Origin of the sequence: Ensifer sp. LC11, from assembly GCF_001695835.1 — a bacterium.
GTDB lineage: Bacteria > Pseudomonadota > Alphaproteobacteria > Rhizobiales > Rhizobiaceae > Ensifer.
The window spans coordinates 1-20,264 of sequence record NZ_MBSO01000042.1; the positions used below are offsets into that span (position 1 = coordinate 1).

Annotated in this window: 21 protein-coding genes, 1 tRNA gene and 1 pseudogene; 12 read left to right on the forward strand and 11 right to left on the reverse strand. The window is 60.7% G+C overall.

The annotated features are described in order from the left end of the window. From BBX50_RS30090 to BBX50_RS23770, 3 genes are all read right to left on the reverse strand, one after another. Positions 1-131: porin (locus tag BBX50_RS30090; RefSeq protein ID WP_201723516.1), on the reverse strand; the 131-nt coding region annotated here is incomplete at its 3' end. Positions 132-804: 673 nt separating this feature from the next. After that, positions 805-894 (reverse strand) — tRNA-Ser (locus BBX50_RS23765). 187 nt (positions 895-1,081) lie between these two features. Next, positions 1,082-3,301 (reverse strand): caspase family protein, encoded by a 2,220-nt coding sequence (locus tag BBX50_RS23770; RefSeq protein ID WP_161490888.1) that lies wholly within the window; start codon positions 3,299-3,301, stop codon positions 1,082-1,084. Between the two features lie 307 nt (positions 3,302-3,608). Here BBX50_RS23770 and BBX50_RS23775 point away from each other — a divergent pair, with 307 nt between their 5' ends. The 3 genes from BBX50_RS23775 (at position 3,609) to BBX50_RS23785 (ending at position 5,785) form a co-directional block, all read left to right on the forward strand. Then, positions 3,609-3,965, forward strand: a complete 357-nt coding sequence (locus BBX50_RS23775) for a hypothetical protein (protein WP_065777785.1) — start codon at positions 3,609-3,611, stop codon at positions 3,963-3,965. Between the two features lie 198 nt (positions 3,966-4,163). Beyond that, a complete protein-coding gene (locus BBX50_RS23780; protein WP_065777786.1) occupies positions 4,164-4,544 on the forward strand; it encodes a PilZ domain-containing protein in 381 nt (126 codons plus the stop codon). A 125-nt stretch (positions 4,545-4,669) separates the two neighbouring features. Continuing rightward, the gene (locus BBX50_RS23785; protein ID WP_065777787.1) at positions 4,670-5,785 is read left to right on the forward strand and encodes a pyridoxal phosphate-dependent aminotransferase; all 1,116 of its coding nucleotides are present in this window, start codon (positions 4,670-4,672) and stop codon (positions 5,783-5,785) included. A gap of 75 nt (positions 5,786-5,860) precedes the next feature. On the opposite strand, the gene BBX50_RS23790 is transcribed toward BBX50_RS23785, so the two are convergent. Then, positions 5,861-6,127 (reverse strand): sel1 repeat family protein, encoded by a 267-nt coding sequence (locus BBX50_RS23790; RefSeq protein WP_065777788.1) that lies wholly within the window; start codon positions 6,125-6,127, stop codon positions 5,861-5,863. Positions 6,128-6,721: 594 nt separating this feature from the next. Here BBX50_RS23790 and BBX50_RS23795 point away from each other — a divergent pair. The 5 genes and pseudogenes from BBX50_RS23795 to BBX50_RS23805 all read left to right on the forward strand — a co-directional run bounded on the left by BBX50_RS23795 (position 6,722) and on the right by BBX50_RS23805 (position 9,762). Beyond that, positions 6,722-7,063, forward strand: coding sequence for a DUF2147 domain-containing protein (locus BBX50_RS23795; protein ID WP_065777789.1), 342 nt, complete (start codon positions 6,722-6,724; stop codon positions 7,061-7,063). A gap of 234 nt (positions 7,064-7,297) precedes the next feature. Next, the gene (locus BBX50_RS30600) at positions 7,298-7,471 is read left to right on the forward strand and encodes a hypothetical protein (RefSeq protein ID WP_034804185.1); all 174 of its coding nucleotides are present in this window, start codon (positions 7,298-7,300) and stop codon (positions 7,469-7,471) included. Between the two features lie 81 nt (positions 7,472-7,552). Next, positions 7,553-7,729: a hypothetical protein gene (locus BBX50_RS30605; RefSeq protein WP_162493761.1), complete on the forward strand. Its 177-nt coding sequence runs from the start codon at positions 7,553-7,555 to the stop codon at positions 7,727-7,729. A 126-nt stretch (positions 7,730-7,855) separates the two neighbouring features. Beyond that, a pseudogene (locus BBX50_RS23800) lies at positions 7,856-8,176 on the forward strand (YnfA family protein). Between the two features lie 83 nt (positions 8,177-8,259). Continuing rightward, positions 8,260-9,762 carry an AMP nucleosidase gene (locus tag BBX50_RS23805; RefSeq protein ID WP_065777790.1) on the forward strand — a complete coding sequence of 501 codons (1,503 nt, stop codon included), beginning with the start codon at positions 8,260-8,262 and terminating at the stop codon, positions 9,760-9,762. Between the two features lie 56 nt (positions 9,763-9,818). On the opposite strand, the gene BBX50_RS23810 is transcribed toward BBX50_RS23805, so the two are convergent. Further along, complete coding sequence (locus BBX50_RS23810; RefSeq protein WP_065777791.1) at positions 9,819-10,772, reverse strand: lysylphosphatidylglycerol synthase domain-containing protein; 954 nt, start codon at positions 10,770-10,772, stop codon at positions 9,819-9,821. Between the two features lie 131 nt (positions 10,773-10,903). Here BBX50_RS23810 and BBX50_RS23815 point away from each other — a divergent pair, with 131 nt between their 5' ends. Beyond that, positions 10,904-11,881 carry a glycosyltransferase family 2 protein gene (locus tag BBX50_RS23815; RefSeq protein WP_065777792.1) on the forward strand — a complete coding sequence of 326 codons (978 nt, stop codon included), beginning with the start codon at positions 10,904-10,906 and terminating at the stop codon, positions 11,879-11,881. Next, on the forward strand, positions 11,874-13,418 hold the full coding sequence (locus BBX50_RS23820) for a glycosyltransferase family 39 protein (protein WP_065777793.1): 1,545 nt from the start codon (positions 11,874-11,876) through the stop codon (positions 13,416-13,418). The genes BBX50_RS23815 and BBX50_RS23820 overlap by 8 nt, the downstream gene beginning before the upstream one ends. On the opposite strand, the gene BBX50_RS23825 is transcribed toward BBX50_RS23820, so the two are convergent. Both BBX50_RS23825 and BBX50_RS23830 read right to left on the reverse strand, forming a co-directional pair. Further along, positions 13,334-14,278: a diacylglycerol kinase family protein gene (locus BBX50_RS23825; protein WP_065777794.1), complete on the reverse strand. Its 945-nt coding sequence runs from the start codon at positions 14,276-14,278 to the stop codon at positions 13,334-13,336. The two genes, BBX50_RS23820 and BBX50_RS23825, sit on opposite strands and share 85 nt — an antisense overlap. A 187-nt stretch (positions 14,279-14,465) precedes the next feature. After that, positions 14,466-14,939, reverse strand: a complete 474-nt coding sequence (locus BBX50_RS23830; protein WP_065777795.1) for an Lrp/AsnC family transcriptional regulator — start codon at positions 14,937-14,939, stop codon at positions 14,466-14,468. Between the two features lie 153 nt (positions 14,940-15,092). On the opposite strand from BBX50_RS23830, the gene BBX50_RS23835 reads away from it, so the two are divergent. Beyond that, entirely contained in the window at positions 15,093-16,001 is a 909-nt protein-coding gene (locus tag BBX50_RS23835) for a DMT family transporter (protein ID WP_065777796.1), read from the forward strand. Between the two features lie 102 nt (positions 16,002-16,103). On the opposite strand, the gene BBX50_RS23840 is transcribed toward BBX50_RS23835, so the two are convergent. The 3 genes from BBX50_RS23840 to BBX50_RS23850 form a co-directional block, all read right to left on the reverse strand. After that, positions 16,104-16,991 (reverse strand): proline/glycine betaine ABC transporter permease, encoded by an 888-nt coding sequence (locus BBX50_RS23840; protein ID WP_065777797.1) that lies wholly within the window; start codon positions 16,989-16,991, stop codon positions 16,104-16,106. Between the two features lie 111 nt (positions 16,992-17,102). Further along, positions 17,103-18,101, reverse strand: coding sequence for an ABC transporter substrate-binding protein (locus tag BBX50_RS23845; RefSeq protein WP_065777798.1), 999 nt, complete (start codon positions 18,099-18,101; stop codon positions 17,103-17,105). A 243-nt stretch (positions 18,102-18,344) separates the two neighbouring features. Next, positions 18,345-18,917, reverse strand: a complete 573-nt coding sequence (locus BBX50_RS23850; protein WP_065777799.1) for a CGNR zinc finger domain-containing protein — start codon at positions 18,915-18,917, stop codon at positions 18,345-18,347. 98 nt (positions 18,918-19,015) lie between these two features. Between BBX50_RS23850 and BBX50_RS23855 the strand changes: the two genes are divergently transcribed. Further along, on the forward strand, positions 19,016-19,906 hold the full coding sequence (locus BBX50_RS23855) for an alpha/beta hydrolase (protein ID WP_065777800.1): 891 nt from the start codon (positions 19,016-19,018) through the stop codon (positions 19,904-19,906). Between the two features lie 205 nt (positions 19,907-20,111). Here BBX50_RS23855 and BBX50_RS29520 read toward each other — a convergent pair. Next, the coding region (locus BBX50_RS29520; RefSeq protein WP_139108848.1) for a 4Fe-4S dicluster domain-containing protein at positions 20,112-20,264 on the reverse strand (153 nt) is incomplete at its 5' end.

The window sequence follows — 20,264 nt, forward strand, 5'->3', positions numbered from 1 at the left end:
CCGAAAGCGTCGCAAACGCGAACGTATTCCATGGGCTCCGGCTCGGCTGCGACGATGGCGTCGGCTGCCTGTGCGCCGGATACTGCTGCGAGAGCAGCAGCGGAGCCGAGAAGAAGGCTCTTGATGTTCATTTCTGACCTCCAGTCAAAAGTTTCAAACGGGTCTGGGTATTTTGCTGAAGGACAGCTTTCCCTGCCCCATCCCCAACGTTCAAGAAGTCGGACGATCAACCGCCCTTGCTTCCGGAGTTGAAAATACAAGACCGGATCATCGGCGCAACGTCCAACTGGCGAGATCATGCCCTTTGCATCGCCCTTCACCGAACCCTGTTGCTGAAACGACACAAAATCGCCGCAGACCCCCGGAGAAAATTAACAAAGCATTAAGAAAACCCTTTGGCGACGGGGGTTTAGCGTAAGGGGAATACCCATCGCCTGTTTCAGAAAGAGGCAGAAACCCGCCCAAAACAGGGGAAAAGCCGGGCGCAAACTTCAATTTCACCCGGGCACCGAACACCTAAAACAGCGTTCCCTTCAAGAAAGCGCTTCACGAAGAAAGCTCAGGGCCGGAAGAATCATCAGAATCAATGCCGAGAATCGCAAACCATGTGTGCGTGCGATTCTGCACCTGGGGATAGACCGCAGTCACCGCCACAGCGTTCACAGGACATAAGCCGCAAAGGCGACAGCTGCCGACGAGGGCGGATGGCAAAGTTGAGTGCTGACGGAAGAGAGTGGTTCGTCAAAACCACGGATCGGCGTCACAAGGACACGGAGCAGGCGGATTAGGACGACCAGGGAAGAATGGCGGAGAAGAAGGGATTCGAACCCTCGATACCCTTCCGGGTATACTCCCTTAGCAGGGGAGCGCCTTCGACCACTCGGCCACCTCTCCGTTAGCGCCTGACTAGTGTCACTCCGCGGCCAATGCAAGATTTTTTTGTCGGTTTGCGGGAATTCCTCGCATTTTCGTGTGGGCCGACCGATGACACAAAGCCGACGCGTCCCGTTTGCTCTCGCCACCCCAACGCAAAAGCGTCGGGATCTCCCGGTGCTTTTTGTGTCGACATGTGCCGCGGGCCTTAAGATTTGCGCGCGAGACGTTCGATCGCCTGCTGTGTCGCGGCGCCGAAGTCGCCGTCGATCGGGCCGCCATAATAACCACGATCCTTAAGCAGGCTCTGCATTTCCTTACGGAAGGCCGGCGTAAAGTTGTTGGGCTGTGTCTTTACCTCTTCGAGCTTGGCCGGATCACCTCCCTCGATGCTGGCCGCTGCCCAGCGAACCGCCTCCTTGGCGTCCGCCTTGGTGCCAAGGCCGTAATCGTAAAGGCGACTGAGATTGCCCATGGCGTAGGCACTACCGGCGTTGGCAGCCATCTCGTACCAGGTGCGCGCCTGCACGTAGTCCTGAGCGACGCCGTTGCCGATATCATAGAACCAGCCAAGCAGGGCCATGGAATAGGAATCGCCCATGTTGGCCGCCTTCTCGTACCAGACCTTGGCCTCGGGATAGCTCTGCTCGGTTCCAAGCCCGTTCTGATAGGCCCAGCCAAGCGAGGACATGGCATTGGTGTCGCCGCTTTCGGCCGCTTTCTTATACCAGGAGAGTGACTGCGCCAGATCCTTCGGCAGACCGAGACCTTCCCGATAGAACCAGCCCATCGTCGCCATGGCGTTGGCATAGCCCTGATTGGCGGCAAGCTGATACCATCTGGCGGCTTCGGCATAATCCTGCGCAAGACCGCCATAGCCCTCGCGATAGAGCCAGCCGAGCGACGCCTGCCCATAGGCATTTCCGCCGCGGGCGGCCTGCTCGAACATGCGCTTGCCCTGGTCGATGTCCACCGGCCCGTCGGTGCCGTAGATCGAAAACCAACCGAGATTCGTCAGCGCATACATGTTGCCGCCGTCAGCCGCCTTCTGGTAGTTGCGCCGCGCCTCGACATAATTGCGTCCGGCGTCCTGGGCGCGGCCCAACATGTTGACCAGCATCATGTCGTCGGGGTTCTCGTTGACGGCCTGCGCACAGGCGGTCAACGCCCGCTCGGCGTCGAGCTTCAGGAAATTGACCCCGAGGAAGCCAGGCATCGACTGCGGCTCGCCGGCAAGCAGATAGCAATCGCGCGAAGCCTGCGTGTCCTTGCCGGTCGGCGAGACGTTGAGACCTTTTTGCGGCTCGAGCGCTGCGATCTGCTGTTCGGCCTCCACCTTGTGTTTGCTATCAGGATAGCGTTCGATGAACCGCGTCAGCGCCGCGGCGTCCGTCGACTGCTTCAGCGCCTCCCAGGCAATCTCGTCAGGCGTCACGGTCGACGTCTGCTCGGCTTCAGTCAGAAGCTTCAATTTCTTCTCGGCCAGCATCTTATAGACCGGGTCCGATCCGTGCTTTGCCAGGAAGGCGGTTAGCAGATCCTTGTCGGCAAGGTCGCGGATGTTCTGCCAGTCGGCGGCCGCCTGCGACTGGCTGTTCGGCGACAGCTGTCCGCCATTGTTGGTGACGCTGATGTTCACCTCTTTGATGTTGAGGAAGATCTGGGCACCGCCGAGCGACCCGTAGACGAATGGCTCCTGGCCGCGGTTGGTCACCGATACCACTTCGTCGCGCACCTTGCCGAGCGCAATGCGGACATCGACGCCCGGTTCCGTCAGGTACTTGGCAAGCGCTGTGGCGAACGGGCTGTTCTTGCCTTCCCCGTCGAGCGCCACGGTGCCCGCCTTGGAGGCGAAGGCGACGAGAAGGTCGGCCGATTCGGGTTCGACACGCGCCAACCCGCGCGAAACCGCCCGGGTCGAGATCGAGCGCGTCATGCTCTGTTCGAATGGATTGTTGCGGCAGGCATCAAGGATGACCAGTTTGAGCTTGGTGGCACCTTCCAGCGAACGCTGAACCCGGTCGAGGCCGATCGCCTCGTCCTCAACGTCCTTGTCCGTCTTCAGTTGCACGTCGACAGGCAGCAGATAGTTCTCGCCGTTCATCTCCATTCCGTGGCCGGAATAGTAGACGATGGCGACCTCGGCTCCGGTTGCGAGATCCTCGAAGTCGCGCAGTGCCTTGACCATGTCCTGGCGGCTGACGTCATGCACCGTCGTGACGGAATCGAAGCCGGCCTCCTCGAAGGAGGCCTTCATCAGTTCCACGTCATTGGCGGGATTATTGAGTGGCGAGGTCTCCTCGTATTTCTCGTTGCCGATCAGCAGTGCGACGCGCTTGGCCGCCCATGCCCCGGCGGGCATCGACACAATCAGCGCCACACAGATAACAGAGAGCGACAGCCACCGCCGCGAAAACCCCATGAACATGCCCTTCCCTCCGGCGCCGACCATCGTTTTCCGCCTTGCCTCGACTTCAACGACGGAGCGCCCTCGCCCGTTTGCCCTCGGAGCGTGCGGTGCGCGCCCCGGTCATGCCTGACGAAAGTATTACGTATGAGGTGGGGGCTTTCAATGTGCGCACGCGCCATAATTTAGCGCCGGCGCACTTCGCGACGGCGCAAGGTCGAAGCAAGTCGGCATGCTTAGCTCAGACACCACATCGATATACCGACGATTCCGTCGAGAGCGTTAGATCTGCAGGGTTTTGAAAGGCCGTAGAGATACGGAGCTTGCCATGTCCATGAAAATGCATGTCGCCGAAGGAAAGCCCGGCCAGCTCGCAACAACCCATCAGCACTATTTCATCGAGCGGCCCTGCCGGATTCTCGTCATTGGCCAGCACTTGAAAGCCAAGACCAAGTATCAATGCCTCCTGCGCCATATCTCGGTTGCCGGCGCGATGCTGGATTTCAACGCCGCGATCCTATTACCCAAGCATTTCTTCCTGGAGATCGAAGGCTTCAACGAAGAGATCGGCTGCTCTGCGGTTCACCGGGAAGGCCCTGAACTCGGGGTGCGCTTCAACATGCTGCTTTCCACGGATTTCCTGCGGCGCCTCATCCGAATGCAATTTTCAAGCGGCGGGCTCTGATCCGTCACTGCAATATGCGCGACATTAGATTTTTAGTGATCGATTTCAGGGGATTGCAAGTTTCTCCTGTAAAACTGATTCTAGCATCGGTGGAAATCGCCCACCGATACGATGTGGGACAAATGAATTGTCCGGGGTCGAGCGATGCGCGCAGTACCTGATCGCGCCGACCGACCCGGCACTGGCGGAGAATGACGCATGCAGAACCAGACAATGTATTCCTGCGTCCCCTCGCCCTTTTACGAGCGACGCTATGAACGATTCTCCATCGGGCATGCGGGCACGCTGACAGCGGTGCAGCCGGGTCTCGGCAGCGTCTCGGTGCGATCTTGCCGAATGATCGACATATCTCGCGGCGGCGCCAGCTTTGCAGTCGACACCAATATCGGCCTGCCGCAGCATTATTATCTGCATATCGTGGGCACGTCGCTCCGGATCGGCTGCGCCGAGGTCTACCGAAACGGCGAACGCATCGGCGTCCAGTTCATCAAGCCGATCGAGCAGACCTTGCTGCGCGAGATCATCCGGCAGGATTTCTTCACTGGACAAAACGGCAAGGGGACGAAGCCCCGCCGATAGTCCAAATCGCGGCATAACGCGGCACAACAGATTTCCGGCTGCTTTTCTTGCCGGGATGATTCCGAATTGCCAAAGCATGCGGTAAGTTCCCCGGCACTTCATCCGAACGGGGTTCATCATTCAGCATGTCCGCATTTTCTCGCTTCACGCCGCTCATCCAATCCCTGCCATCAACGATCCCGTTTGTCGGGCCGGAGGCGATCGAACGCCAGCGCGGGCGAGCGATCGCGGCGCGGATCGGTGCGAACGAAAGCGGCTTCGGTCCGGCTGAGAGCGTGCTTTCCGCGATCAGGGAAGCAGCCGGCGGGACCTGGAAATACGCCGACCCGGAAAACCACGACCTGAAGCAGGCGCTTGCCGCACATCTCGGCACCACCCCGGCCAACATCGCGATTGGTGAAGGCATCGACGGGTTGCTCGGCCAGATCGTCCGCATGGTGATTGAGCCCGGCATGCCTGTCGTCACTTCGCTCGGAGCCTATCCCACCTTCAACTATCACGTCGTCGGCCACGGCGGCCGGCTGATCGCCGTACCCTATGCCGGCGATCGGGAAGACCTCGACGGATTGCTGGCGGCCGTGAAGCGGGAGAACGCTCCCCTCGTCTATTTCGCCAATCCTGACAATCCGATGGGAAGCTGGTGGCCGGCCGAACGCATCGTCGAATTCGCCAAGGCCTTGCCGGAGACGACGCTCTTCATTCTGGACGAAGCCTATTGCGAAACGGCGCCGGCGGATGCGCTGCCGGCCATCGACGCCCTGGTCGACATGCCGAACGTGGTGCGCACGCGCACCTTTTCAAAAGCCTATGGGCTTGCCGGTTCGCGCGTCGGCTACGTCATCGCCACGCCGGGCACGGCCCAGGCATTCGACAAAATCCGAAACCACTTCGGCATGAACCGGATTGGAGTTGCTGCAGCGGTCGCAGCACTTGCGGATCAGAATTATCTGAAGGAGGTGACGGCAAAGATCACGGAGTCCCGCCAGCGTATCGCGGCAATCGCCACCGGGAACGGCCTCACGCCGCTCGCTTCCGCCACCAATTTCGTGGCGATCGATTGTGGCCAGGATGCCACCCACGCCCGCGCTATCGTCGATACGTTGATGAGCGATCATGGCATCTTCATCCGGATGCCCGGGGTCGCGCCGCTCAATCGCTGCATCCGCGTCAGCACCGGACCGGAAGCAGAGATGGCCCTGTTCGAAGCCGCTCTGCCAGAAGTTCTAAAGAAGCTGGCCTGACCCGGTCTTCAGGTTCGGCCAATCACACGAGGGCAATGGGCGGCTATCTCTTCAGGGTGCCGCCGCCCTATTCCGTCAGTGTATCGTCATCCATTCGCGGGCGGCGCGCAACGCTGCAGCGAGATCCGACTTGCTCATCGTCATTGCCAGATCGGCGCGCAGATCAACCGCGCGGTCGCAACCCTTGATCGCTGCGATATTCAGCCACTTATGGGCGGCGACGAGGTCGACCGGGCGTCCATGGCCCGTCGCGTAGGCCAGACCCATATCGCAAAAGACTTCCGCCTGGTTGTCACCACCCATCGCGGCATCCGAAGCAATCTGCATATCAAAGCGTGCCATTGTCGTGTCCCTGTCTTGCCTGGTTGGTTTTTCCGAAGCGGCCCGCCCGTTTGGGGCGGACCATGCTCCAGATCAGCACTTGTTTTGGTCCCTGTTCGACCTTGCCTCTTTGCGGGCCTTTCCGAAGCGCCCCGTCTTTTTGCGGCGTCGTCTTCGGTGGTTTGTCGGAGCGGTTTTTTCTCCGCTCGTCTTATGGCTTCACTATGCAGCACGGGCTTCAATGCGCGCTTAAAATGCATGCTTAATTTGCAACAAACAAAGTTCAAACGCTTGGTAAACTTGAGTTTTTGTTAAACATCGGAAGTCCGGAAATCCGGCGCATTTGCCTCAAAATTTACGAAATATTCAATCCGCGATTTCAACCAAACGCTAACCACGAAACAATCGGCGCCGCCAAAGCCCGCGCAAATCCTTCCGCGAAGACCGGCCGAAATCGCTCAGGAAAAAGCAGCAAAAGCCGCCATTGGGCTTGTTTACCTTTACGTGCGCGTAAGCTATCTTGCCCGCGGCGGTGAGGAGACTGCCTTTCATACGAGGACATAAGAGCTGCCGGCGAAGCGGACCACGCCGGCAGCCTCTATCTGGAGGACTACAATGTTACGCACCCTGCTCATCACCGCGACGCTCGCATTTGGTATTGCCGGAGCAGCCACCGCGGCAGAACCGATCGTCGGCAACTGGAAGACGGCAAGTGGCGCTACGGCAGAGATTGCGCCTTGCGGCGGCGCGTTCTGCGTGACGCTCAAGACCGGCAAACATGCCGGCAAGCGCATCGGCAACCTCGCTGGTACCGGCGGCTTCTATTCGGGCGAAATCACCGACCCAGATAACGACAAGACCTATAGCGGCTCGGGCGCGGTCAACGGTAATTCGCTGAAGATGAAGGGCTGCGTGCTGAAGGTGCTGTGCAAGTCGCAGACCTGGACGCGTCTCTAGTCGCGCGCAGCGCGGACAGACGCGGAAGTTAGAAGGGCGGCCACTGGCCGCCCTTTTCGCATGGTCACATGTTTCTGCCGACGATCAGGGGCTTTCACTAGCGGGGTGCATCTTGCACCCCAGCGCAACCGAAGATGAACGCCAGATGAACGGGCATCTCAGCAACAATTCAGTTTGGGTGTGCGAAAACACACTCAATCGATTTGAACCTGCCTCCAAACAACGGACGGAACCATGGATATCCTCGCTCGGCGCCTCACCATCATCAGCCTTCTGATGGTCGTTTTCGCCGTAACACTCGCCGCCGCGGTCAGTGCCGACACCGAACGTCGCCGCAGCAACACCTACCTTGGTTCGCTGACCGATTGCACCGCGCACACCGCGCAATACTGCCAGGCGAAACTGTAATCGGGACAGGCAGGCGGACGTTGCTTCCAACCTCGCCCCAAACTGAAACCGATCACTTTGTGATCTGATGGAGAGACGAACATGCTGGCCGCACTTTCGACTTCCGCGTTTCTGTCGCTGCGCGTGCTGGCGCTCGCCAGCCTGTTGATGGCGCCGGTCGGGGCGCTCGCCTATTCGAAGGCCAGCGGCTCAGGCATCGGCAAGCAGGGCGCCGGCCTTGTCCTCTTCGTCACTCTGCAGCGTCAGGCGATGACCTGAGGCGCCCTCCCCGGAGGATTGCAAGGGGCGCGCGGCGCCCCTTTGTTTTATCCGGGTTGCGCTTGCCGTCGCCTTACGGTCATCTCGGGCTTGAGGATTCGCCACAACAAGCCGATGCCAGCCCCGATGCCCGTCTATCTCGTCTACATCTTCGCCGCTCTGGCCGAAATCGCCGGTTGTTTTGCCTTCTGGGCCTGGCTGAAACTCGATAAATCCATCATCTGGCTCATACCCGGCATGGGATCGCTGGCGCTCTTTGCCTGGCTCCTCACCCTGATCGACAGCCAAGCCGCAGGCCGTGCCTATGCGGCCTATGGTGGCGTCTACATTGCCGCGTCGCTGCTCTGGCTCTGACTTGCCGAAGGCGTCAGGCCGGATCGCTGGGATCTGGCCGGCATGACCGTTGCCCTGATCGGCAGCGCGATCATCCTTGCGGGCCCGCGCTGAAGGGTCGGCCAAAGATCGCCGCGTGGTTGTGAACGCCGGCATCTTGTCGTTTGCTTGTCAGAAGCTGCAGCCTATAATGCGACATGAACAAGCGAATCTCTTCACACTCCGTCCTTTCGACCGCAACGCCCGAGCCTTTCGAGCCGCAGTATTTCGATGATCCTGTTGCTGCCGTCGATTGCCTCGAGGCACTTTACGAGCGCAACACCCGGTTCCTCTGCGACGCTTTCGAGAGGCTGGGCAAAACCGACGAGCCGTTGACCCGCTACCGCGCCTGCTACCCGCAGGTCAGCATCGAGACGAGTAGCTTCGGGCACGTCGATTCCCGGCTTTCCTATGGTTATGTCAGTGCGCCCGGCGTCTACACGACCACGATCACCCGGCCGAAACTCTTCCGGCACTATCTGAAGGAACAGCTCGGGCTATTGACGCGGAATCACGGGCTCGGCGTCACCGTGTCCGAATCCGCGACCCCGATCCCGCTGCATTTCGCCTTTGGCGAAGGGGCCCATGTGGAAGCGTCGGCGGCAAGCACCATCGACATTCCGCTGCGCGATCTGTTCGATGCACCTGACCTGACGACCACGGACGACGAGATCGCCAACGGGTCCTATGAACCGGGTCCCGGCGAGCCCTCTCCGCTTGCCCCTTTTACAGCCCAGCGTATCGATTATTCTCTGGCGCGCCTCAGCCACTACACAGCGACGAGCGCGACACATTTCCAGAACTTCGTGCTCTTTACCAACTACCAGTTCTATATCGATGAGTTCTGCGCCTGGGCCCGCCAGCAGATGGCCGAAGGCGGCAACGGCTACACCGCCTTCGTCGAGCCCGGCAACATCATCACGCCCGCCGGCGCCGACAAGCCGGAGACCGACTTCACGCTTGCCCGCCTGCCGCAGATGCCTGCCTACCACCTAAAGAAGAAGGGCCACGGCGGCATCACCATGGTCAATATCGGTGTCGGCCCCTCCAACGCCAAGACAATTACCGACCATATCGCCGTGTTGCGCCCACATGTCTGGCTGATGCTCGGCCACTGCGCGGGCTTGAGGAACAGCCAGCGCCTCGGCGACTATGTGCTTGCGCATGCCTATATGCGCGAAGATCACGTGCTTGACGACGACCTTCCGGTCTGGATCCCGCTACCCGCACTTGCCGAGGTGCAGGTGGCGTTGCAGGACGCCGTTGCCGAAGTGACCGGCTACCGTGATTATGATTTGAAGCAGATCATGCGCACCGGGACCGTCGCGACCATCGACAACCGCAACTGGGAGCTTCGCGACCAGCGCGGTCCGGTCAAGCGTCTGTCCCAGGCGCGCGCCATAGCGCTCGACATGGAGTCGGCAACGATCGCCGCCAACGGCTTCCGCTTCCGCGTTCCCTATGGGACGCTGCTTTGCGTATCCGACAAACCGCTGCACGGCGAACTGAAGCTGCCGGGCATGGCGACCGCTTTCTACCGCACGCAGGTCAGCCAGCATCTGAAGATCGGCATCCTCGCGCTGCAGAAACTCGCGGCGATGCCGCCGGAAAAACTGCATTCGCGCAAGCTTCGGAGCTTCTACGAAACGTCGTTCCAATAATCTTTGGGACGGCGCAATTCCGTCGGAGAACCGCGTCATAGCTTTACTGGAATTGCTTAGCGACGTCGTCCCAGGACCATCGACAGCATCGTGCCCGCGACCGCGGACACGATGATCAGCAGATGTGCGTTGACGCCCGCGGTGGCGAGCTGTTCGAGGCCCGCTCGGCCAGCGGGAGCACCGAAGGAAATGGCGCCCGCCGCAATCGCCGCCGGGTAGGTGCCGACGCCGGCGGGTGCATGCATCGGCAGCACCGAAGAAAGCTCCCCTCCAAGCGCGCCGCCGAAACAGGCCGCAAGCGGCGCAACACCCATGACCGCCAGCACCCAGGCAAGTACGATCACCTTGACCGCCCAGTTGAGGATGGTCATGCCCCAGGCACGCAGAAAGGCAGGGGCGTTCAGCGGCAGGCCGGCCTCCAGCTCATCGACAAGCGCATCGAGCTTTACCGGCAGGAGCCGGCGCGAGAGCGCAACCGCATGATCCTTCAAGAGAAAGAAAAGCAGCGGCGAGACGAAGGCGGCAAGCCATAGCCCCCACAGGGCGGCCGAGCCATGGCCGATGACAAGCCCGATTGCCGCGACGACCAGAAGTGCGTGCAGGTCGAGCAGGCGCATCACCAGGAGGGCGGCCGTACCGCGGGCCAAGGGCACTGAGAATTCCGACCGCATCAGCAGCGGAAAACTCGTTTCGCCGGCCCGAAACGGCAGCATGATGTTCAGGAGATTGTGAACCTGGGTGACGCGAAACAGCGGCAGGAAGCGCCCGGTCGTCTCGTTCGGGAAGTAATCGTAGATGCGATAGCAGCGAACGAAATAGGTCGCAATGAGCAGCACGAGGGCTGAGAATGCTGCGCCGAGGCCGATTTCGGACCATTGCGCCAGCAGCGCCGGCCAGCCCCAGAACCATTCGACAAAGGCCGCGTAGACCGCAATGGCAACGGCCGACAGCATTGTCATCCGGTTGCGGGCGAACCAGGATCGCCGGTCGGACTCGCAATCCGATGTCATCAGGCCTCGATTTCCCGTGTTGGAACGCCAGATTGAACGTTGGTTATCACCGATATCTATGCAAAAAAATGATTATATAAGCACAGTCCAATTCTTGCGGCCGCGCGAGCGGCGCTTGCACGAGTGGTATTATGCACACAATCGAGTTATCCGTCGTGATCCCGGTGTTCAACGAAGAGGACAGCATCCAGCCACTGATCACGCGTGTCTGCGACGCCCTTTCAGGCTTTCCGCTGCCGTGGGAACTCATCCTCATCGACGATGGCAGCACCGACCGCACGCTTGCGAACGCACGGCAAGCACTTTCCAACCCCGGCCTCGACCTCAAGATCGTCGAACTGCAGAAGAACTTCGGCCAGACGGCGGCGATGCAGGCCGGTATCGACGCAGCATCCGGCCGACTGATCGCCACGCTCGACGGCGACCTGCAGAACGACCCGGCCGATATTCCTGAGATGGTCAGGGCGATCGAAGATCGCCAGCTCGACCTGCTCGTCGGCTGGCGCAAGAATAGGCAGGATGGTCTTTTGCTCAGGAAAATTCCGTCCTGGTGCGCCAACCGCCTGATCGGCAAGATCACCGGCGTGAGGCTGCATGATTATGGCTGCAGCCTGAAGGTCTATCGGGCCGCGATCATCAAGCAGGTGAAGCTGATGGGCGAAATGCACCGGTTCATCCCCGCCTGGGTGGCCGGCGTTGTACCGAGCAGCCGCATCGGCGAGATGCCCGTTACCCATCACGCGCGCCAGCATGGCCAGTCCAAGTACGGGATCTCCAGAACGTTCCGGGTCATTCTCGACCTGCTGTCGGTGCTTTTCTTCATGCGCTACAAGGCTCGCCCGGGCCATTTCTTCGGCTCGATCGGGCTGGCGAGCGGCGCGCTCAGCGCCCTCATCCTCGCCTATCTCGGCTTCGACAAGTTCATCCTCGGCAATGACATCGGAACACGACCGATGCTGATCGTCGGTGTCATGCTGTTCTTGTCATCCTTGCAGCTCATAACCACGGGCATTCTCGCGGAAATGATGGCACGCACTTACTTCAGCGACGACGGCACGACAAACTACGTCGTGCGTCAGGTCTTCGTCCGGGACCAGACAGATGCTTGAAGTTGTCAATCGCCGCCCGAACCTCGTCATTGCGCTGATTGCCGGCTACTTCCTGCTTTGCATCAGCCTGCGCCTTTCCGCTTCCACATCGCTTGAGATCGACGAGTCCGAGCAGGCCTTCGTCTCGCAGTTCCTGATGCTCGGCTACGGCTCGCAACCGCCTTTCTACAACTGGCTGCAATACGGGCTGACCTCGCTGCTCGGACCATCGCTGGCAACGATGACGTTGCTCAAGAACACACTCCTGTTCCTCTGTTGTCTCTTTATCGGCCTCGCGGGGCGCGAGGTCCTCAACGACCGGCGCCTGGCGGCGATCACCGCGCTCGGCGTCTTGACGTTTCCGCCGGTCTTCCTGCTCGCCCAACGTGACCTCTCGCACACGGTCGCAGCCCTGTTGGCCGTTTCGCTGTTTCTCTATGCATTCCTGCGGACGATGACCCGGCCGAGCCTCTTCGCCTATGGGCTCACGGGCATGGCCGTCGGGCTCGGCGTCATCTCGAAGTACAATTTTGTGCTCGTTCCTGGCGCGGCAATCCTCGCGATCCTGCCGGAGCCGAAGCTCCGCTCCCGGCTCTTCGACTGGCGCATCCTGCTAGCGATCGCCGTCTGCGCGCTGATTGCATTGCCGCACGGCTACTGGATCCTGCAGAATATCGGCGCTGCTTCCAACAATACCTTCAAGGAGATGGGAACGGGGCAGGATGCGAGCTTCGCCTCGAAGGCGTTGAAGGCCGTGATCGCGCTGGTCGCCTCGACGCTTCGCGGCACCGCGATCATCCTGGTTATTTTCGGTGTTGTCTTCCGCAAGGATCTGCCGGCGATCTGGCGCGCCGAGAGCCGCTGGGCCCGCGTCGTCGGACGCATGCTGGTGATATGTATTGCAACCGTACTGGTGATCATGCTCGCCGTTGGCGCGACCCATATGCGGGAAAAGTGGCTCGTTCTCTTTCTCGTCCTGCTGCCGCTTTACCTTGCCCTCAAGGTCGAGGCATCCGGCGTCGATACCACGCTTAGCGTCCGGCCTTTCCTGCTCACCGTTGGCTTTATCATTGTCACCACGCTGGTGGTCGTTTCGACGCGCGCGGCCGTCCGACCCTGGTTCGGCAAGCTTTCAAGATTGAGCATTCCCTACAGCACTCTCATTGACACCGTGGTTCAACAGGAGGGCCGCGAACCGGCCATGGTTCTGACGACGGACAAGCAGATGGCCGGCAATCTCCGCACGCGACTGCACGGCGCCAAAGTCCTCGTGCCCGGGAACGTCAACAGCCCGATCGATCGTCTCGCCGGGCCGCTTCTCGTCGTCTGGAGCGATGATGGCAAGCTCGGCTCTCTGCCACCGGAGCAGCTTGTCAATGCCTTGAATTCGTTCGGGTTGTCGGAGACGGGGAAGCCGCAGCGGCTTGCCCTGCCCTATCTCCATGGCAAGCAACAGGATCGCTACAGCTTCGGTTACTTCTGGATCGACGACCCGTCGCGATGGATCGACGACCCGTCGCGGTCGGCGCCGACGAGCAGCTTAAGTTCACCTGGGTGAATGCGAAGCGCGACGTCGCGCCCCATCGGCAGGAGTTCACCGTCGATCACGCAGTTGATCCGGCGCTCTACCTTGGGAAAGTGCAGATCGAGTGCATGACCGCTCATGGCGGTGATCAACGGACTATCACGAAATTTGCCGCGCATCACGTCAAAGGCGAGCTTGGCGACACCCGGCGGGCTCAAGGGCGGCGCCGTGTAGAAGCCGAGATGGCCGGCGGTCACGTCATCGGCATACATCAGGGTATCGCGCCCGAACGGGTTGTTCGACACCGAAACCGCCGAGACATGCCGGCGCTCCTGATGGCCATCGACATCGAACTCGACTTCGAAATCTGGGGGATTGAGCATCACCCCAACCGCCGCACGGGTGCTTGCGGCGATCTTGCCGACCCTTGAACGAAAACTATAGGATTCGCGGTAGCGCACCATGCGCGCATGCAGGCCCATGGAGAACTGGTGCACGAAGGCTCGGCCGTCGGCACTGCCGATGTCGCCGTCGATGATCACCCCGTTTGCGAGCACCTCCGGCACCTTCCAGATATCGAGCGGCAGCTTCAGCGTGCGGGCAAAGAGGTTCATCGTCCCGGCCGGGACGACGCCAAGCGGCATGCGGTTCTTCCAGGCAACACCGGCGGCGCCCGAAATTGTGCCGTCTCCACCGCCGGCAAGGATGGCGTCGAGATCGTCGCGGCGACACGTCCGTTCCAGGGTCGCCTGCATCTCGCTGCCGGAAACCACCGCAATCTCGATCTGATGGCCTGCGTTGCGAAAGATCTCCTCGACCATCCGGCCATACGCTGCCATATCTGTCGTGCGGAAGGTTCCGCCGTCACGATTGAAGATTGCCTTGATTTTCATGAACGCGTCACTGGCTCCACCGCCGCAACTAGCGGCTCACCGCGATCAGATAAGTGTGATTGCCGCCGTTTCCACCACCTTACGAAAACTTAACGGGAGTCGAGGGCGGCCAATGGGGCCTTGAGTGCGACAACCGGGCCGGCAATCGTCTGCCGAGAGAGAGTTCGCATCATCGGTCACCGCGACGTCAGCGCGGTTCGGGCAATTTCAGCGGGCCACCTGTCTTGATCGAACGGATGGCGAAATTGGAGCGGATGTCCGTCACGCCAGGCAAGGCCAGCAGGGTCTCGGTCAAGAGTTTTTCGTAGGCCGGAAGATCCTCGACTACGACCTCGGCAAGGAAATCGGCGTTGCCGGAGATCAGAAAACACGAGACCACCTCGGGAATGGCGAGCAACGCCTCCTGCTGCAGCTGCGCGTTCTCGCGGCTGTGGCGCCCCACCTTGATCTCCACGAAGACGGTGAGCCCGAGACCCGCCTCCTTGCGATCGATATCGGCGCGGTAGCCGCGCAGGATGCCGGATTTCTCCAGATTGCGGATGCGTCGCAAGCAGGGCGAAGGCGAGAGATTGACCTTTTCGGCAATCTCGACGTTGGTCGCACGCGCATCCTCCTGAAGGATCTTGAGAATGGCGAAATCGAATTTATCAAGATTTGGCATGATCGCAAACTTTACAGGTAACAATTGGCATTTTGTTGCTGACGATAGCCGATTTCAGCCACAAATCGCAAGGACATGCCCTGTCATTCGGACTTAATCTTCCTTCCAGACCCCAAAGCCCCAGGGGATAGCCAAATCGGGAAGGAATTTCAAATGGTTGCGCTCACACTCGATCGCGGCAATACGACGCCTGTTGCCGCTGGTTATGCCGGCGCCTTCGTCACCGTCCTCATCTGGGCCGGCTGGATCCTGGCAACGCGTCACTCTGCCGGCACCGCACTCGGGACCATCGACCTCGGGCTGATCCGCTACGGCGTGCCGGCGCTACTGCTTGCGCCGGTATGGCTGAAGACCGGGCTGTTGCCTCGCGAGCTGCCGGTTGTCCTGCTTGCCCTGATGGTTGCGGGCTCGGGCGCGCTGTTCTTCCAGGTCTCCGCCTTCGCAATCCACAACGTTCCCGCCTCCTCGGTCGGCATTCTTCTCGGCGGCTCGATGCCGCTTGCCACAGCGTTGATCGGCATGACGGTCTTTGGCGAGCGGCCGGATCGGATGCGGGTGATCGGCTATGCCGCGATCATCGCCGGCGTTGCCATCCTGACGACAAGAAACCTGGCGATTTCGGCCCCGACCGGCTGGATCGGATATGCATTGCTTCCGGCGGCGGCCACGCTGTGGGCAATCTACACCCATGCATTCCGCCGCTCGGGCCTCAGCCCATTGCAGGGAAGCGCGCTGATCGCCGTCTGGTCTTTCCTCATTCATCTGGGCCTTGCCGCCTGTTTCGGCAGCACGCTTGCCAGTGTTCCGGTCGAGGAGATCGCCCTGCAGATCACCAGCCAGGGCATCCTGTCCGGCCTCGTTGCCATGGTCGCCTACGGCTTTGCGGTGAAGAGCCTCGGCGGCACGCAGGCGGCCGCCTTCACGGCGATCACCCCGGTGCTCGCAATGATCGGTGGCGCCGTCCTGCTCGGCGAACAGATCGGTCCGTTCCAAGTAATGGCCGCGACCGTCACGGCCGCTGGCGTTGCGCTTTCGACCGGTATCCTTTCGAGCCGCGCCTAGGGCGGCCTTTGCCGCTCAATTGAACGCACGACGCTCCAGAAACGAGAAGAGCCCCGGAAAGCTTCCCGCCCGGGGCTCTCATTTTATCGCGTGCGAGATGGCTCAGCCGTGAATGATCTCGCGGTGTTTCTGCAGACGATGGCCATAGGCCTGGCTGACGCGGTCGAAGATGATGGCAATGCCGACGATGGCCAGCCCGTTAAAGATGCCGAGCGTGAAATACTGGTTGGCGATCGCCTTCAGAACAGGCTGGCCAAGCCCTTGAACGCCGATCATCGATGCAATCACCACCATCGCCAGCGCCATCATGATCGTCTGGTTGATGCCAGCCATGATGGTCGGCAGCGCAAGCGGCATCTGCACGTTCTTGAGTTTCTGCCAGCCGGAAGAGCCGAAGGCATCGGCCGCCTCGAGCACGTCCTTGTCGACCAGGCGAATGCCGAGGTTGGTGAGCCGGATCATCGGCGGGATCGCATAGATCACGACAGCGATCAGTCCCGGCACCTTGCCGATGCCGAGCAGCATCACGACCGGGATCAGATAGACGAAGCTCGGCATGGTCTGCATCACGTCGAGAACAGGATTGACGATGTTCTGGATCCGGTCGGAACGGGACATGACGATGCCGAGCGGAATGCCGATCGCGATCGACAGCACGGTACAGACGAAGATCATCGAGATCGTCTTCATCGTATCGTCCCACATGTCGAAGTAGCCGATCAGAAGCAGAGTGCCGATGCAGCCGGCGACGATCTTCCAGTTGCGGCTTGCGACCCAGGCGACGAACGCGATCAGCACCAGGATGATCGGCCAGGGCGTCTTCGTCATGAAGCGCTCCGACTGGATGAGAAAGAACTGCAAGGGCTCGAAGAAGCCTTCGATTGCGTCGCCATAGGCGCGCGTGAAGCCGCGGAACCCCTCGTCGATCGCCTTCTTCAGCGCCCGGAGGCTATCGTCATCCATATGCGGAAACTGGGTAAACCAGTCCATTCCATTTCCCCTTCACATCTCGCCGGCCGCGATTGTTGTTGTGCTTTGCCGGACGTCGAACTAGGAGACGGCGCCAGTGACCGCGCCGCCCGTTGGCTCAAATCGGCGCGATCAGAGCGCGGCCTTGACCTTTTCGGCGACCTCGGGCGAAACCCATGTGGTCCAGATATCAGGGTTTTCCTGGAGGAAGTGCTTGGCGCCCTCCTCGCCGCTTGCCTGGTTGTCAGTCATCCAGGCCATCAGCTTGTTGACCGTGTCGTTGGTCCAGGCGCGCTTGTTGAGGTAGTCCATGGCCGGACCGGCACGATCGGCAAAGGCCTTGGTCACCAATGTCTGCACCTTGTCCTTCGGCCAGTCGTTCTTCTTCGGGTCCGCGCAATCGGCAACCGTGTTGCAGCGCTTCCACTCGGCCGCGTCCGCCTCGACGCCGTGACCGAGCTTTAGCATCTCGTATTTGCCGAGAAGTGCCGTCGGCGCCCAGTAATAACCGACCCAGCCCTGCTTGCGCTCGTAAGCCTTGGCGATCGAGCCATCGAGGCCGGCGGCCGAACCGGTATCGACCAGCGTGAAGCCCGCCGCTTCTGCGCCATAGGCCTTGTAGAGCTGTGTCGTCACGACCGTGCCACCCCAGCCCTGGGGACCATTGAAGACCGCGCCCTTGCTGGCGTCCTCCGGATCCGGGAACAGTTCCTTGTGCTTCAGCACGTCATCGATCGTCTTGATGTCGGGATTGGCGTCGACGATGTATTTCGGCACCCACCAGCCCTGGACGGCACCATCGGAAAGCGCGACGGCGGCGCCAACCAGCTTGCCTTCCTCGAGCCCGCGATTGACGACGTCGGGCAGAAGATCCACCCAGCCTTCCGGCGCGATGTCGGGCTGGCCCTTTTCGATCATCGAGGTGATTGTCGGGACGGTATCGCCGACCACCAGCTCGGCGTTGCAACCATAGCCTTCCGCCAGAATAATCTTGTCGACGCTCGCCAGCACTTCGGCGCTCTGCCAGTTCATGTTGGCGATCGTCACGTCACCGCATTCGGCCGCCGAGGCGGTGCCGGCAAGGCCAAGAAGGCCGGCGGCCAGGCACGTCGTTGCAAGAAGCTTCTTCATTTTCGTTCCCTTTGTTCTGGCGGTGCATCCCGTCACGCCGCCGATCGCACCGCAGGGATCGACAGCGTCGCAAGGCTCGGTCCAACTCCAAACAACAGTGACCGAACGGCCTGCAGGCCATCGGCCACGAGCCGACGACACCATGAAAGCTACCGGGGTTTTCCGGCAAGGACTTTCCCATTTGCGCCAGTGGGTGCCTTTCCTAATATTCGAACATAGTTGACGTGTATTCAGGGGCGCCGGTCATGGCGACTTGCTGCGCTGGTAGTAGCGCGACACGCGCACGCGGTTTCCGCAGCGCGCCGCCGAGCACCAGCGTCGCCGGGGATTGTTGCCGACGAAGAGCATGACGCAATCCTGCGCCTCGCATTTGCGGATCTGCTGGCGCTCGGGCCCCGCCAGCAGCGCTGCAGCATCCTCGGCAAGGAGGGCCGCCAGGCGCGCCGCCGCTGATCCTTCTCTCTGGCGGGCGAGGATGGGCGGATCACCCCAATCAAGCCGATGGACGGCGGGGGCTGCGCGCATTGCGGCATTGAGGCCGTCGACCGCATGAGCAGGCACAGAGAGCCCGCGCATCTGGTGATCGAGGGCAGTCGCCAGATGCGCGCGAACCGAATGGATGAGCCGCAGCTCATCGGCAGAGATCGAAGCCAAATCTGTCGAAGACACATCCTGAAGACGATCTTTTTCCAGCTCGACCCACGCTCTCAGCCCGTCGCCATCGGCAACAAGATCGATGACGCCCGCCGAAACCTGCGGCCGCGTATTCACGAGATCCAGGGCCAGGGACTCACCCACGAACGGCGTCACATCCATTTACGGCCTCATGCCTTGCTAATGTCTATTTTTACAGTTGACACATTAGTCGCGTCGATACAATTCTAATGTATAATTATTATATTTAGGAGTGTTAAATGCCCGTCACTCACATTCCTGCCATTCGCCACCGGTTTGTCGAAATCGACGGTGTCCGCCTGTTTTATCGGGAGAGCGTGCCGAATGGCGCCGACGCCCCAACCCTTCTGTTGTTGCATGGCTTCCCCTCTTCGTCTCACCAGTATCGTCGTTTGATGGATGCGCTCGGCAGCCATTATCGATTGATCGCGCCCGACTATCCGGGCTTCGGCCACAGTGACGCGCCGACCTCAAGCACAGCCGGCGGCCAGTTCACCTACAGCTTCGACAGGCTGGCGGATCTGATGGAAGGCTTCGTCGACGCACTGAAAATCGAGCGGTTCATGCTCTACGTCTTCGACTTCGGTGCGCCGGTCGGCCTTCGGCTCGCCACCCGCCGTCCGGAGTTGATCGCCGGCCTGATCGTGCAGAACGGCAATGCCTGTCACGAGGGCCTGTCGGAGGCGGCGCGGAGTTTCATTGCGCTGACGCCTGAAGATGTCGACGCCGGCGACAGGATCGAACAGTTGCTGACGCTGCAAATGACACGCGCCCAGTACGAGGGCGGCACGAGCGATCCCGAACGCGTCGCACCTGACGGCTGGACGATGGACCAGCATTTTCTCGATCTGCCGGAACGGCGCCAGCCGCAATACGACCTGTTCTTCGACTACAAGAGCAACCTTGCGCGCTATGACGAGTGGCAGGACTGGCTTCAGCGCAATCAACCGCCAACCCTGATCACCTGGGGACGCAATGACCCCTTCTTCACCGAGCCGGGCGCCCGCGCGTTTCTGCGCGACGTGCCCGAGGCTGAGCTGCATCTCTTCGAGACCGGACACTTCGCACTTGAAGAATACCTGCCCGAGATAGCGCCTCTGATCGCCGATTTCGTCGACCGCACCTGGTAAAAAAGAAGCGGCGCTGGAAACTCCTGCGCCGCTTTGCTTCATTCGGTCAAAGGCTCGCTCTGAGCCCTAAATGCCGAGATACAGGGCCTCGCCGGATTTCTCCTCGGAGGTCCGCGCGGCCCGCCTCCCGAACATCACATGTTGGGATAGACCGGGCCTTCGCCGGCCTTCTTCACGGAGGTCCGTGCGGCCCGCCTCCCGAACATTACATGTTCGGATAGACCGGGCCTTCGCCGCCTTGTGGCGGCACCCAGTTGATGTTCTGGTTCGGGTCCTTGATGTCGCAGGTCTTGCAGTGCACGCAGTTCTGCGCGTTGATGACGAAGACGTCCTTGCCGTCCTTCTCCACCCATTCGTA

Bases quoted from the DNA above. Each gene is read 5' to 3' on its own strand.
- BBX50_RS23770 (WP_161490888.1), bottom strand. From the start codon at position 3,301: ATGTTCATGGGGTTTTCGCGGCGGTGGCTGTCGCTCTCTGTTATCTGT.
- BBX50_RS23775 (WP_065777785.1), top strand. From the start codon at position 3,609: ATGTCCATGAAAATGCATGTCGCCGAAGGAAAGCCCGGCCAGCTCGCA.
- BBX50_RS23780 (WP_065777786.1), top strand. From the start codon at position 4,164: ATGCAGAACCAGACAATGTATTCCTGCGTCCCCTCGCCCTTTTACGAG.
- BBX50_RS23785 (WP_065777787.1), top strand. From the start codon at position 4,670: ATGTCCGCATTTTCTCGCTTCACGCCGCTCATCCAATCCCTGCCATCA.
- BBX50_RS23790 (WP_065777788.1), bottom strand. From the start codon at position 6,127: ATGGCACGCTTTGATATGCAGATTGCTTCGGATGCCGCGATGGGTGGT.
- BBX50_RS23795 (WP_065777789.1), top strand. From the start codon at position 6,722: ATGTTACGCACCCTGCTCATCACCGCGACGCTCGCATTTGGTATTGCC.
- BBX50_RS30600 (WP_034804185.1), top strand. From the start codon at position 7,298: ATGGATATCCTCGCTCGGCGCCTCACCATCATCAGCCTTCTGATGGTC.
- BBX50_RS30605 (WP_162493761.1), top strand. From the start codon at position 7,553: ATGCTGGCCGCACTTTCGACTTCCGCGTTTCTGTCGCTGCGCGTGCTG.
- BBX50_RS23805 (WP_065777790.1), top strand. From the start codon at position 8,260: ATGAACAAGCGAATCTCTTCACACTCCGTCCTTTCGACCGCAACGCCC.
- BBX50_RS23810 (WP_065777791.1), bottom strand. From the start codon at position 10,772: ATGACATCGGATTGCGAGTCCGACCGGCGATCCTGGTTCGCCCGCAAC.
- BBX50_RS23815 (WP_065777792.1), top strand. From the start codon at position 10,904: ATGCACACAATCGAGTTATCCGTCGTGATCCCGGTGTTCAACGAAGAG.
- BBX50_RS23820 (WP_065777793.1), top strand. From the start codon at position 11,874: ATGCTTGAAGTTGTCAATCGCCGCCCGAACCTCGTCATTGCGCTGATT.
- BBX50_RS23825 (WP_065777794.1), bottom strand. From the start codon at position 14,278: ATGAAAATCAAGGCAATCTTCAATCGTGACGGCGGAACCTTCCGCACG.
- BBX50_RS23830 (WP_065777795.1), bottom strand. From the start codon at position 14,939: ATGCCAAATCTTGATAAATTCGATTTCGCCATTCTCAAGATCCTTCAG.
- BBX50_RS23835 (WP_065777796.1), top strand. From the start codon at position 15,093: ATGGTTGCGCTCACACTCGATCGCGGCAATACGACGCCTGTTGCCGCT.
- BBX50_RS23840 (WP_065777797.1), bottom strand. From the start codon at position 16,991: ATGGACTGGTTTACCCAGTTTCCGCATATGGATGACGATAGCCTCCGG.
- BBX50_RS23845 (WP_065777798.1), bottom strand. From the start codon at position 18,101: ATGAAGAAGCTTCTTGCAACGACGTGCCTGGCCGCCGGCCTTCTTGGC.
- BBX50_RS23850 (WP_065777799.1), bottom strand. From the start codon at position 18,917: ATGGATGTGACGCCGTTCGTGGGTGAGTCCCTGGCCCTGGATCTCGTG.
- BBX50_RS23855 (WP_065777800.1), top strand. From the start codon at position 19,016: ATGCCCGTCACTCACATTCCTGCCATTCGCCACCGGTTTGTCGAAATC.